Origin of the sequence: Clostridium yunnanense, from assembly GCF_016595795.1 — a bacterium.
GTDB classification, from domain to species: domain Bacteria; phylum Bacillota; class Clostridia; order Clostridiales; family Clostridiaceae; genus Clostridium_AR; species Clostridium_AR yunnanense.
In genome coordinates this window covers 211,883-225,782 of the sequence record NZ_JAENHN010000037.1, presented here as the reverse complement: position 1 = coordinate 225,782, position 13,900 = coordinate 211,883, and the positions used below count along the sequence as shown (strand labels likewise).

Here is a 13,900-nt window from a genome sequence, read left to right as displayed (position 1 = left end):
AATTATGACATTAAAAAATAAAACTTAACTGTGTGTAAGTTTTCTAATATGGACTTGGAACAGCAGATATGGAAAAGAACTCAATGAAAAATATCTATTCATTGAGTTTTTTACTTTATTTCTGAAAATTGCTTAAGTAGTACGAATGTACTATTGAATTGACAATAACTTGTGCCATTTCCATTATTAAATTTAACCTGATAGAACGACTAGTAAATATCTCTGAATTTTCACTAGAGTCAACGATACCAATTATTGAGGCGTCGCCGACATCAGGAAGAGTCTTGCCTACACCTTTACCAGGATGTATAGGGTAATCTCTTGTATGAATTTCACCAATTGAATTTGAATCTCCTAGACATGCATCTATTCCTATTATACAAGCTTTAGGATGGCTTGAGTAAATTTCAGTTAGTTTTCTATCAAGATTTAATGCATGTATTGGCGACGCTATTGTGCCGTATATAGGAAGTGGAAAAAATTTATCTTTCAGCATTGTACCAACTAGTGGGCCAAGGCAATCTCCTATGCATTTGTCAGTACCTATACAGACTATAACGGTGTTATCTTTAATGTAATTCTTTAAAAAGTAAGCTATCTCGTAGTAAGCAAGTGATGACTTATAATTGACCTTTATCTTATTCACTATCCCACCTCCCTCATAATAAATTTATATGAGGCAAATATATGAAATATTAAAAAAGAATAAAATATTGATATACTGTCAATATTTTTAATATCAGGAGGTGCTTATATGGATGCTAAACAAAAAAGATATAGTTACATAGTTATTTTTATCACTTTTATTTCAGTTGAAGTAATGGTTGTAAACAGTAAATATAGTTATGAAAAGTTACAAGTAAGCAGCAAACAAAACTTTACAAGTAAGCAGAGCAATATCGGCAAAGAAAAACAACCGAAACAAAATAATGATGATAATAAGCAATCATTAGATAAATCAAAATCTCAAAATGAAAGTACAATAAATACTAACATAGATAGTTCAGCAAAAAGTAATGTAGACTTAAATAGCCAAAATATAAGTTCAAGTGATTCAACATTAGAAAATAATTACGAAGCTCATATGAACCAAGAAGATGATTATGAAAGTAGAATATTTGATGAGAAAACTGTTCCTACAGTTTCAATTTTTAAGATTGACAAGAATACAATATTAAATAAAATAAGTATGGCAGATAAAGCAAAGTTAATATATTTGTCACGAAAACTATCTATTGCTGATTATGATTATATACAGGAAGATCTGAAGAGTAGTAATGAAATAGAGGCATCAAAAGATATATTTAGTATACTAAAGAAAAAATTATCAGATAATGACTATGAAAAGGTGAAAAATATACTTAGTCCATATATAGACGTGGATTACATTGAGAAGAACATAGGAAATTAATTGATTGAAGATAAAAAGATATTTGAATAAGATAAATAATTTTAGTTATTAATAATATAGGGATCAGTATAGTATTTAGTATTAATAAGAAGAAAAACAGAGTAAAGAAAGAATAAAGTGATTATATGGAACTATACGGCTTTAAATTGGGGTTGAAAATAATAAGATAACATTATATACTAATCCTTGTCGATTGGCACCGACAAAACAAAACAGCAAAGATTAAACTTATCAATAGTTTAGTTAAAGCTTATATGGAGGAGTTCCCGAGTGGCCAAAGGGGGCAGACTGTAAATCTGTTGCAAGTTGCTTCAGTGGTTCGAATCCACTCTCCTCCACCAATTTAAATTGATAAATTAAGGGCGCATAGCTCAGCTGGGAGAGCATCTGCCTTACAAGCAGAGGGTCACAGGTTCGATCCCTGTTGTGCCCACCATTAATTTAAAAATTAATAATATGCTGGCATGGCTCAACGGTAGAGCAGCTGACTTGTAATCAGCAGGTTGTAGGTTCGATTCCTATTGCCAGCTCCAAAATTAGGGAGGAGTTCCCGAGTGGCCAAAGGGGGCAGACTGTAAATCTGTTGCAAGTTGCTTCAGTGGTTCGAATCCACTCTCCTCCACCAATTTTAAAATAACAAATTAAGGGCGCATAGCTCAGCTGGGAGAGCATCTGCCTTACAAGCAGAGGGTCACAGGTTCGATCCCTGTTGTGCCCACCATTAATTTAAAAAATCAATAATATGCTGGCATGGCTCAACGGTAGAGCAGCTGACTTGTAATCAGCAGGTTGTAGGTTCGATTCCTATTGCCAGCTCCATTTATGGAGGAGTTCCCGAGTGGCCAAAGGGGGCAGACTGTAAATCTGTTGCAAGTTGCTTCAGTGGTTCGAATCCACTCTCCTCCACCACAAAGACACTTATAGTGGTGTCTTTTTTGTATGAATAAAGATAATTAAATAATGTAACTCTTATCAAGAGAGGTGGAGGGAAAGGGCCCTATGAAACCCGGCAACCGGTGGTATACACTATGGTGCCAATTCCTGCAGATAAACTGCGAGATAAGAGAGATGAAATTATAAATCTCTTCTTTGAAGAGATTTTTTTGCTGTATAGGGAAGTGTAAAACTTTTAACTTAGCTAAACCTAGATATTTCGATGGCTTATAAGTTTTTTATGGCTATGCAGTAAAACAAAAATCTTGTTCGCCTGCCATAGTTATTATAAGTTGTTTAGAGAGGCAGCTGCGTAAAAAAAAATCATGGGCAATGGCCTAAATGATTTTTCAATAATTATAATTTTTTATGAAGGGAGGAATTAACTGTTTTATTTTAGAAGACAGTTAAGTTTTGAATGAAAAGATTATTTACATCAGAATCAGTTACAGAAGGACATCCAGATAAAATTTGTGACCAAGTTTCAGACGGAATATTAGATGCTATATTAGAAAAAGATCCTAATGCTAGAGTTGCATGCGAGACAGCAGTAACAACAGGTATGGTTGTAGTTATGGGGGAAATATCTACTAATTGTTATGTAGATATACCTAAAATCGTAAGACAGACAGTAAGAGAAATAGGCTATGATAGAGCTAAATATGGATTTGACTGTGATACATGTGCAGTACTAACTTCAATAGACGAACAATCAGCTGATATTGCTATGGGAGTTGATGAAGCATTAGAATCCAAAAAGGGTGAAATGGATAAGATTGAAGCAGTAGGTGCTGGAGATCAAGGTATGATGTTTGGATTTGCTACAAACGAAACAGATGAATATATGCCTATGCCAATAGCTTCAGCTCACAGATTATCAAGAAGATTAAGTGAAGTGAGAAAAAATGGTACGTTAGAGTATCTAAGACCAGACGGAAAGACTCAAGTTACAGTTGAATATGAAGACAACAAACCAGTTAGAATAGATGCGATTGTTGTTTCTACACAACATGGTCCAGAAGTATCTCAAGAGCAAATAGAAAAAGATATAAAAGAACATGTTATAAATGCTGTAATACCAGCAAACCTATTAGATGAAAATACAAAGTATTATATAAATCCTACTGGTAGATTTGTAATAGGTGGACCTCAAGGAGATAGTGGTTTAACTGGAAGAAAGATAATAGTTGACACTTATGGTGGATATGGAAGACACGGTGGTGGTGCTTTCTCAGGAAAGGATCCAACTAAGGTAGATAGATCTGCAGCTTATGCAGCAAGATGGGTTGCTAAAAACCTTGTTGCAGCAGGTGTTGCTGATAAATTAGAAATAGAGTTAGCTTATGCAATTGGAGTAGCTAAACCAGTTTCTATAGAAGTAGATACTTTTGGAACTGGAAAAATCGGAGATGACAAAATTGTTGAGATAGTTGGCAAAGTGTTTGACTTAAGACCAGGTGCTATAATAAGAGATCTTGATCTTAGAAGACCTATATTCAAGCAAACAGCAGCTTATGGACATTTTGGAAGAACTGATGTTGAGTTACCTTGGGAACAATTAAATAAAGTTGAAGAAATAAAGAAATATATATAGAAAAAATGCTGCTTTTAAGCAGCATTTTTTATTTAGAAATATATAATTCAATTACATCTTTAGTATTATAGGGTTTCGAACTTAACTGTTGAGCTATATTTGCTCGGTAATCATCAGAAGCTATGATTATCGAGCAAGTTTAATTTAAGTTTTTATAATGCAATACTAAATTCTAATTTAAATACTAAAATATTTTATAAAATTAACATGTATAGAGGTATAGATATGTTAATTCTTAAAAAGATTAAAGGATTATATGTTTTTATTAAATACAACTTTACCTTTTACAAGAACTGATTGTATATTGATTTCCTCATCGAATAATAATAAGTCAGCATCATAACCTTCTTTAATCAAACCTTTTGTGTCTTCAATTTTACAATGTTTTGCAGCATTAAAAGAAGCCATTCTTATTATTTCATATAAAGCATAAGAAGTGTTATTTTTTACGTTTTTTACTGCCTTATCTAATGTTAATATAGAACCAGCTAAAGCTCCATTTCTTAGCCTAGCAGCGCCATTCTTAACTATTACATCCTGACCTCCTAAAGAATAATCTCCATCAGGCATGCAGCATGCCATCATTGCATCTGATACTAATAGAACTTTATTAATGCCTTTAATTTTATAAGCTGATCTAAGTGAAGGATAGGCAATATGAATACCATCTGATATAGTTTCGGTGGTAATATTTGTATCAAAAATTGCGCCTACCACACCAGGTTCTCTATGGTGAAAAGGAGTCATAGCATTAAAAAGGTGAGTTGAGTGAGATACTCCAGCTTTAATTCCTTCTACTGCCTCAGAATAACTTGCTTTAGTGTGCCCCATTGACACAGCAATATTCTTATCCTTTAGAAAAGTGATGAGTTCCTTAGCACCATCTACTTCTGGAGCAATGGTTATAGCAGTTACAGTAGTTATATTTTCACCAACCATTTTCTTAAAGTTAGCTATTGTTGGTTCTAAAATAAAATTAGGGTTCTGAGCTCCAATCATTTCTGAACTTATAAACGGTCCCTCTAAATGTACACCTAATACATTCGCGCCATCAGTTCCGTTATTTTTTGCGTAGGTTATAGCTTCAATAGATTTACTTATATCTTCCGTTGATACAGTCATGGTAGTTGGCAAAAAGGATGTTGTTCCATGTTGTACGATGGTTTTTGATATTTCATTGATAGCTTCATAGGTTCCATCCATAGTATCGTAACCACCGGCTCCATGTATGTGAACATCTATAAAGCCAGGGGATAAGTATAGACCCATTGCATCGATTGTATCGCAATCAATATTATTTTCTGGATTTATGGCTTTAATCTTTCCGTCTTCAATAAGTACTGAGCCTTCTTCAATTTTATCGAAGAAAATTATTTTACAATTTTTTATTAATAACATCAAATCACCTCATATTTATAATAATACTAAAACTGATTTATATAAATACAATTTAAAAGGTAAATATTTATTTTTTAATTTTGTAAGTAATTATAGCTACAATTAATCTGATTTATAAAGGCAACAATATTTACAAGTGAAATTATTCTGTAAATATTTAAATACTGTATGTTGTGATATAATCTATAATAGAATATTGTGAAATAAAACTAGGAGAGATAAAATGGAAGTTATAAGAGGCATTGTTGATACAATAGTTTATAAAAATGATGAGAATGGATATGTTGTAGCTAAGATAAAAACAGATAAGTCTCTTATAACTATTGTAGGGGTGATCCCTTATATTGGAGAAGGCCAAAATCTGGAGATGAAAGGCAATTGGGTTTTACATCAACAATTTGGACGACAGTTTAAGGTTGAAGAATGTGAAGAGATAATACCTAATACTGTAGAAGCTATAGAAAAGTATTTGGCATCAGGTTTAATTTATGGAATAGGTCCAATTACTGCTAAGAAAATTGTCAGTAGGTTTGGTGAAAAAACTTTAGAAATAATGGATAGCCATATTGAACGCCTTGGTGAGATAGAAGGAATTGGAGCAAAAAAATTAGAACTTATAGTTGAATCTTATGTTTCTCAAAGGGAACTTAAGAATATTATGATTTTCTTTCAAGCACATGGAGTTACAACAAATCAATGTATAAAGATTTATAAGAGATTTGGAGGAAACTCAATAAATATTGTTAAGGAAAATCCTTATGTTTTATGCGAGGAGATAACTGGAATAGGATTTAAAACCTCGGATAAAATTGCTAGATCATTAGGTATTGAAGTTGATTCGCCATTTAGAATACAGAGCGGACTTAAATACGTTATTAATGATTTTTGTGCTAATGGTAATACATTTATGCCTAAAGAATTATTAATAAAAGAATCTGCAGAAGTGCTTACAGTTGATACGAGTGTAATAGAAAAAAATATATATGACAGCTCAATGGATGGCAAAATAAAGATAGACAGAATAGATGATATAGAAGCAGTATTTAACTTATATTACTATTATTGTGAATTAGGTATAACAAATAGGATGCTAACACTAGCAATAAGTAATTTCCAAAATATTAATTTAGATCTAGAATTTGAAATTGATACTTTTGAAAATAAAAATAATATAAGTTTTGCTAAATCGCAAAAAGATGCAATAGTTGGTGCTTTTACAAATGGAATTGAAATTATCACAGGTGGTCCAGGAACTGGTAAAACAACAATAATAAAGTGTATAATAGAAATGTATGAAAAGGCTGGTATGAGAGTTATGCTAGGGGCTCCAACAGGAAGGGCAGCTAAAAGAATGACTGAATCTACCGGCAGAGAAGCTAAGACTATACACAGATTGTTAGAGATGGGGGTAAGTGATGATGAGGATGTTTCTATGTTCTCTAAAGATGAAGGCTCTCCTCTAGAGGCAGATGTTGTTATAGTAGATGAGGCTTCCATGATAGACATAGTTCTCATGAATAACCTTTTAAAAGCTATTAGGGTTGGAACAAGAGTTATCATAGTTGGAGATATTGATCAGCTTCCGTCTGTTGGCCCGGGAAATGTTCTTGCAGATCTTATTGAGAGTGAGTTTACTAAGGTTGTAAGATTAAAAGAAATATTTAGGCAAGGCAGGGAGAGTTTGATTGTTACTAATGCGCATAGAATAAATGAAGGCGAAATGCCTTTATTAAATGAAAAAGATAAAGATTTTTTCTTCATAAAAGAAACAGAGATAGATGCAATACTTATGACTGTCATTGATTTGATAAATACAAGACTACCTAAATTCAATAAGAAGTGGGATAAGTTAAAGCAGATTCAGATTTTATCTCCGATGAAGAAAGGTGTGCTTGGTATAACAAACTTAAATAATAAGCTTCAGGAAATCCTCAATCCCAAGAGTAAGGATAAGAAAGAAAAGCAAATGAAAGATATTGTTTTTAGAGTTGGAGATAAGGTAATGCAAACTAAAAATAATTATTCATTGAAATGGACTAGAATAAGCGGATTTGGAGAGAATGAAGGTGTAGGGGTTTTTAACGGTGATATGGGGTTTATTGACTCTATAGATGAGGAAAATAGATCATTAAGTGTTATATTTGAAGATGAAAAAAAAGTGATTTATGATTACATATTTCTTGATGAGCTAGATTTGGCATATGCTATAACAATACATAAAAGTCAAGGAAGTGAATTTCCAGTTGTTATAATACCTTCTTTTATGGGGTCTCCGCTGCTTATGAACAGAAACCTACTTTATACTGGTATAACAAGAGCGAAAGAATTAGTGGTTGTTGTTGGTGGTATAAAAGCACTTAAATATATGGTTGACAATACTAGAAGTAACGAAAGATATTCTTCATTAAAATGGAGAATTAAAGATATTATATCTAATGATGCATTTATGTCTGAATAGGTGAGGAGTTAATATGGTTAATATTGAGATGGATAAAAGATATGTTGAATTAAATCATACAGTTAATAAAATAAACGATTGGTATGAGAAAGATGAATGTAGACTATTAAATATAATCACTGTCCCTTATAATACGTCGAGAATATTTAGAGAAATCATAACAAATATCTTATCTAATAATAAAAAAATACTTTATGTAACTCAAGATGGAAAAGTAAATGAAGATATAGTGAAATACCTTAAGATGTCTTTTGGTTTTAAAAGTTATTCTATAATAAGAAGTGGAAGTTATCATAGTAATACCTACCTTCATTTTATAAGCCATGAAAACATTAGATTTATAGAAGAAGATTATGAATTGATTATTTATGATGATATAACCAGCTTTTCAAGACAATGTAAATTGGAGATACAAAATTCTGTTGACTTCTTATATAAAAGATCAAATAAGGTCATAGTATATAGCACAGAAGCTGTTTTTATAAACTGTCCCTATATACAGCTTGGAAATTGTTTCAGAATGGCACCTTTTGTTGAACCTAGAATTATAACCACAAGGATAGATTTGAACAAAGATATACCATATCTTTTATATGATTATCTAAAATGGTTTAGAGAAAACAATAGGAAAGTAATAATACACACACCTTCTAAAGATAAGAGTGAAATAGTATACAATTATTACAACAATATATTAAATGTTTCTTCAAGGATGAAATTAGTTAAAGTAACTGATAGTAGTGAGCTAAAAACAATAGAAAAGTTACATGAAATAAAAGATAAACCTGTGATGGTTATAACGAATCTAATAGTGCAGCAATTTGATCAACTAGATAATATTGACGTAATAATATATTTTGCTGATGATAAGTTTTTTGATTATAAAAAAATAGTGTATCTTTGTGGTAAAGTAAGTAAAGTAAGAGGAGCTCAAGGAGAAGTTATACTCCTAGCAAATGAAGTTTCTGCTCAAATGGAGTGTGCGAAAGATTTAGCAAGGGAGTTTAATAAGGCTGCGTGGGAAAAAGGATTACTGAAATAATTAAATATATATTAGAATGTGTATTAGAAGTAATTTATCCACATTCCAATAAGTGTTTGTGTTGTGAATTAGATACTGATACTGAATCTATTTGTAATAGATGTTTAAATAATGTAGCTTATATCAGTGGAGAATATTATTTAGACAAAGAAAATAAAGTTAAGTGTCGTAGTGCTGCTTATTATTCTGGCAGTATTAAAGAACTCATAATCAATTTAAAGTACTCTGCTAATTTTGAAAGCGCAGAATTTCTAGCTAGGATTCTTAATAAAAAAATGAAAGATGAGCATATTAGTGGAGACTTAATTACCTATGTTCCTATATCTAAGGCTTCATCAAAGAAGCGAGGATTTAATCAATGTAGAGCAATAGGAAGACAATTATCAAATTTTAGTGGAATTAGATTGATTAACACTTTGAAAAGATCAAAAGAAGTAAAGGAACAGAAAAGGTTAACTATTGATGAAAGAATTGAAAATATGATTGGAGTATTTGAAGTTAGCTCAGTTGAAGATATAAAAGATAAAAAAGTTATATTAATAGATGATGTGATTACTACGGGTTCAACACTTATGAGTTGTAGAGATGCACTCATAAAGGCGGGTGCTGGAGAAGTAATCCTCTTGACTGTTGCAAAAAGTAATATATAATAGATAATAGGGGCTAGGTTTGTGGTTGAAAGTCGATGCCAGTCGCAGGCGAAACGATCCACGTAAGTTGAACAAAAGGTTTAATGAGCATGGTGCGGCTTAGAGGTAAGTCCTGCCAGTAAAACTGAGAGAATGAGTAGTGAGAGGTTGAGTCCGGGTAGCAAAAGTTCCAGCAGGCGAGTGTGGGGTCAAAGACCAGGTCAACTAGCTTTAAAGTAGGTATTAGCATTTATATGTTGATACCTACTTTTATTTTTGCTTTTGCTTAGAATAGAGATATACCACTTCAATCTAAAAACTATTTATAAAGCAAAAGGTTATTAATAATTAAAAGGATTGTTGGTATATTATTAATTGTAGAGAAGTGAATAAAGTATAACCAGAAATAATATAAATATATAATTAGATAGAGGATAATAAAAAAACAAATAAATCGAAATAATGTACAAGCCTACGATAATTGGAGAATAATAAAGGAATATAAGATTAAATTGATTAAATTTTCTGTAAATTCAAATAATAATACTTGTTATTATTTAAGTAACTGTGTAAAATTAAATTAACAAATAGAACATTAACAAAGGTTAAGAAAATAAAACTTATATAGAAGCATTTATAAATATAATCTCATATATAAGTAAATACTTAAAAAGTAATAAAAAAACATAACCTTTTAATTAGGAGAGGGGCTGACCATATGAAAGTTACAGTATTAGCAAAAAACATAGTATTAACAGATCCTTTAAAGGAAGCGGTGGAGAGGAAAATATCAAAACTTGAGAAATATTTCACTCCGAATGTGGAAGCCAAAGCGACATTAAGTGTGCAAAAGAACAGACAAATAATTGAGGTTACAATTCCTTTTAATGGTGCTATATTAAGAGGAGAAGAAGCTACAGATGATATGTACAAATCAATAGATTTAGTGCAAGAAAAAATTGAAAGACAAATAAGAAAGCAAAAGACAAAGCTTTCTAGAAGATATAATAATGCAGAATCAGTAAGATATATTAATTTTGATAATGTGCCTAATGTTGATCCTGAAGATGATGAAGCACAAATAGTTAAGACAAAGAGATTTGGAATTAAACCAATGGGTGCTGAAGAGGCAGTTCTACAAATGGAACTAATAGGACATAACTTCTTCGTTTTCCAAGATGCAGACACTAATCAAGTAAATGTAGTCTATAAGAGAAGAGATGGAAATTACGGATTAATAGAACCTGAGTATGAATACTAAAATTAACAATAACATGGGCTGACTGTAATGGTCAGCCCATTAAATGTTTGACTACAATATTAGTTATAGGATAAAATATAGAAAAACTTCCACTCTGATAGTGGTTTAAATATAAATAATTATAATAAATAACTAAATGTTTTTAAAATGTTTACAATATTAGCTAGAATATGGTTTAATTTTACTATAAATACCCGTATCAATTATTGAAAAGTTATGTAAATAAGTGATATAATTTAGAGAGTTATGAAAATATACAGAAGTGTGAGGAAAATAACATGGGGATACTTACTAAGGTTTTTGGGTCTTATAGCGAAAGGGAAGTAAAGAGAATTATTCCTATCGTTGATAAAATAGAAACTTTTGATGGTGCAATGCAAGCATTAACAGATGAGCAGCTAAGAGGAAAAACAGAAGAATTTAAAAATAGATACAAAAACGGAGAAAGTCTAGATAGTTTATTACCAGAAGCTTTTGCCGTAGTTAGAGAAGCATCTTATAGACTACATTCTGAGAAGCATTACAGAGAACAGCTTATAGGGGGTATAGTTCTTCATCAAGGAAGAATTTCAGAAATGAAAACTGGTGAAGGTAAAACTCTATGTGCTACTTTACCTGCGTACTTAAATGCTATCTCAGGAAAAGGAGTTCACATAGTTACTGTTAATGATTATCTTGCAAGAAGAGATATGGAGTGGATGGGAGAAATATATCAATTCTTGGGTCTTACTACAGGAGTAATACTACATGATCTTGACAATGACCAAAGAAGAGCAGCTTATAATGCTGATATAACATATGGAACTAATAATGAATTTGGATTTGATTATCTAAGAGATAATATGGTTATATATAAAGAGGAAAAGGTTCAAAGAGAACTAAGTTTTGCTATAGTTGATGAAGTTGACTCCATTCTTATAGATGAAGCTAGAACGCCTCTTATCATATCTGGAGCTGGCGAAAAATCAACTGATTTCTATAAGATAGCTGATTTCTTTGTAAAAAGATTATTTAAAGAAAAACATTTTACTGTAGATGAAAAAGCTCATTCAGTAATGCTTACTGAAGAGGGAATAAAAGAAGCGGAACTTGCTTTTGGTGTTGATAACTATGCTGATGCTGATAATATGGAATTGCAACATCATATAACTCAAGCTCTAAAAGCAAATTACTTAATGAGATTAGATAAAGATTACATGGTTAAAGATGGAGAAGTAATCATAGTTGATGAATTTACTGGAAGACTTATGGAAGGTAGAAGATACTCTGACGGGTTACACCAAGCCATAGAAGCTAAAGAAGGTGTTAAGGTAGAAAGAGAATCTAAAACTTTAGCAACTATTACATTCCAAAATTATTTTAGAATGTATAAAAAACTTTCAGGTATGACTGGTACTGCATTAACTGAAGAAAATGAATTTAGAGAAATTTATGGATTAGATGTTATTGTAATTCCTACACATAAACCTATAAAGAGATTAGATAATGCAGATGTAGTTTATAAGACAGTTGCTGGTAAGTTCAACGCTATTGCCGAGGAAATACAAGAAACAAATAAAACTGGTCAACCGATGCTAGTAGGTACAACTAGTATCGAAAAATCAGAGGCACTTTCTGCACTTCTTAAGAGAAAAGGTGTAAAGCATCAGGTACTTAATGCAAAGTACCACGAGCAAGAAGCAGAAATAATTACTCATGCTGGTGAAAAGGGTATGGTAACTATAGCTACTAATATGGCTGGTAGAGGTACCGATATCAAGCTTGGAGAAGGTGTAGTTGAGCTTGGAGGTCTGAAAATTATCGGTACAGAAAGACATGAATCAAGAAGAATAGATAACCAGCTTAGAGGACGTTCAGGTCGTCAAGGAGATCCAGGAGCATCAAGATTCTACATATCATTAGAAGATGATCTTATGAGAATATTTGGTTCAGATAGATTACAAGGTGTAGTAGAAAAACTTGGTTTATCAGATGATGATGCTATTGAAAGTAAGATGGTTTCAAAATCTATAGAAAACGCTCAAAAGAAAGTTGAAGGTAACAACTTTGATGTAAGAAAGACTTTGCTTGGTTATGATGATGTTATGAATAAGCAAAGAGAAGTAATATATAAACAAAGAGCTCAAGTTCTTGAAGGAGAAACTCTAAAACAACAAGTTCAAGATATGATAAGAGACGTTGTATATGCATCAGTTGATTCACATATATCTGGTGAAGAAGAAACTTTTGATGATGAAGTGAAACAGTTAATAAGTTATATGGAAGATTTATATATACCACAAGGAATGTTTGAACCTAAGGATTTAGAGGTTTTATCAAATGATGAAATGAAAGATAAACTTTTAAACTTAGCCAATGATATATATAGAGAAAAAGAACAACACTTTGGTGAAGAGCAGATGAGAGAAGTTGAAAGAGTTATACTTCTTAGAGTTGTTGATACAAAGTGGATGGATCATATTGATAATATGGATCATTTAAAACAAGGTATAGGACTTAGAGCATATAAGCAACAAGATCCTGTTCAGGCTTACCAATTTGAGGGAAGCAATATGTTTGATGAAATGATCGAAAACATAAAGGTTGACACTGTGAAGCTTCTATTCCATGTTCAAATGGAACATACACCTGAGAGAGAAAGAGTCGTTGAAGAAACAACAACAAATCTTGTTGATGATTCAATAAAAAAACAACCAACAAAAAAAGAAGCTAAGGTTGGAAGAAATGACCTATGTCCTTGCGGAAGTGGTAAGAAGTACAAAAACTGCTGCGGAAGAGAAGTAGTTTAATATTATAAAAATCAAGTGAAAAAAAGCAGCCGATATCTATCGGTTGCTTTTGCTTTTTCCTCTCATAAATATATTTAATGCGTTAGTGCCTAAATTTAAATGTTCCTACAGGAGATGCTATATGAGTGAGTAATTAGAATTAAATGATTTACGGAGATTGAACAGCGTTAGGAAACTGTATTGTCCGAACACAGTGAGTTATACAGTTTTAGCTGTTTAATCGGAGAAAATCATATTAATTCTTTACGAAACTTATCTAAGCATTGGATGTAGGAATATTTAAATTTAAAAAAGTATTAAATTATTCTATCCACTTGGTAGTTGTTTAATGTTGTAAAATTATTATATAATGATATACTATAACTTAGTTTAATAAAGTAGGGGT

At 31.6% G+C, this 13,900-nt stretch carries 9 protein-coding genes, 7 tRNA genes and 1 riboswitch; of the genes, 14 read left to right on the top strand and 2 right to left on the bottom strand.

Annotated elements, in window-relative coordinates; translation table 11 throughout:
* Positions 1-115: 115 nt before the first annotated feature.
* A complete protein-coding gene (gene yyaC / locus JHL18_RS12430) occupies positions 116-646 on the bottom strand; it encodes a spore protease YyaC (protein WP_200269596.1) in 531 nt (176 codons plus the stop codon).
* Between the two features lie 108 nt (positions 647-754).
* On the opposite strand from yyaC, the gene JHL18_RS12425 reads away from it, so the two are divergent.
* The 9 genes from JHL18_RS12425 (at position 755) to metK (ending at position 3,938) form a co-directional block, all read left to right on the top strand.
* Positions 755-1,411, top strand: a complete 657-nt coding sequence (locus JHL18_RS12425) for a hypothetical protein (RefSeq protein ID WP_200269594.1) — start codon at positions 755-757, stop codon at positions 1,409-1,411.
* Positions 1,412-1,667: 256 nt separating this feature from the next.
* Positions 1,668-1,752 (top strand) — tRNA-Tyr (locus tag JHL18_RS12420).
* A gap of 19 nt (positions 1,753-1,771) precedes the next feature.
* Positions 1,772-1,847: transfer RNA gene (locus JHL18_RS12415), tRNA-Val, on the top strand.
* Between the two features lie 22 nt (positions 1,848-1,869).
* Positions 1,870-1,944, top strand: a tRNA-Thr gene (locus JHL18_RS12410).
* Between the two features lie 7 nt (positions 1,945-1,951).
* Positions 1,952-2,036: transfer RNA gene (locus JHL18_RS12405), tRNA-Tyr, on the top strand.
* A gap of 20 nt (positions 2,037-2,056) precedes the next feature.
* Positions 2,057-2,132, top strand: a tRNA-Val gene (locus JHL18_RS12400).
* A 23-nt stretch (positions 2,133-2,155) separates the two neighbouring features.
* Positions 2,156-2,230, top strand: a tRNA-Thr gene (locus tag JHL18_RS12395).
* A 5-nt stretch (positions 2,231-2,235) separates the two neighbouring features.
* Positions 2,236-2,320 (top strand) — tRNA-Tyr (locus JHL18_RS12390).
* 57 nt (positions 2,321-2,377) lie between these two features.
* Positions 2,378-2,477, top strand: a riboswitch (SAM riboswitch).
* Between the two features lie 285 nt (positions 2,478-2,762).
* Positions 2,763-3,938: a methionine adenosyltransferase gene (gene metK, locus JHL18_RS12385; RefSeq protein ID WP_200269592.1), complete on the top strand. Its 1,176-nt coding sequence runs from the start codon at positions 2,763-2,765 to the stop codon at positions 3,936-3,938.
* A 252-nt stretch (positions 3,939-4,190) separates the two neighbouring features.
* On the opposite strand, the gene nagA is transcribed toward metK, so the two are convergent.
* On the bottom strand, positions 4,191-5,336 hold the full coding sequence (nagA, locus tag JHL18_RS12380; RefSeq protein WP_200269589.1) for an N-acetylglucosamine-6-phosphate deacetylase: 1,146 nt from the start codon (positions 5,334-5,336) through the stop codon (positions 4,191-4,193).
* 223 nt (positions 5,337-5,559) lie between these two features.
* On the opposite strand from nagA, the gene recD2 reads away from it, so the two are divergent.
* The 5 genes from recD2 (at position 5,560) to secA (ending at position 13,515) form a co-directional block, all read left to right on the top strand.
* Positions 5,560-7,794 carry an SF1B family DNA helicase RecD2 gene (gene recD2 / locus JHL18_RS12375; RefSeq protein WP_200269587.1) on the top strand — a complete coding sequence of 745 codons (2,235 nt, stop codon included), beginning with the start codon at positions 5,560-5,562 and terminating at the stop codon, positions 7,792-7,794.
* Between the two features lie 13 nt (positions 7,795-7,807).
* Positions 7,808-8,836 carry a hypothetical protein gene (locus JHL18_RS12370; protein WP_200269585.1) on the top strand — a complete coding sequence of 343 codons (1,029 nt, stop codon included), beginning with the start codon at positions 7,808-7,810 and terminating at the stop codon, positions 8,834-8,836.
* Positions 8,812-9,486: a phosphoribosyltransferase family protein gene (locus tag JHL18_RS26465; protein WP_200269583.1), complete on the top strand. Its 675-nt coding sequence runs from the start codon at positions 8,812-8,814 to the stop codon at positions 9,484-9,486. Before JHL18_RS12370 ends, JHL18_RS26465 begins: the two co-directional genes overlap by 25 nt.
* A 697-nt stretch (positions 9,487-10,183) precedes the next feature.
* Positions 10,184-10,726 (top strand): ribosome hibernation-promoting factor, HPF/YfiA family, encoded by a 543-nt coding sequence (gene hpf, locus JHL18_RS12360; RefSeq protein ID WP_200269581.1) that lies wholly within the window; start codon positions 10,184-10,186, stop codon positions 10,724-10,726.
* A gap of 278 nt (positions 10,727-11,004) precedes the next feature.
* On the top strand, positions 11,005-13,515 hold the full coding sequence (secA, locus tag JHL18_RS12355) for a preprotein translocase subunit SecA (protein ID WP_200269579.1): 2,511 nt from the start codon (positions 11,005-11,007) through the stop codon (positions 13,513-13,515).
* Positions 13,516-13,900 lie beyond the last annotated feature (385 nt).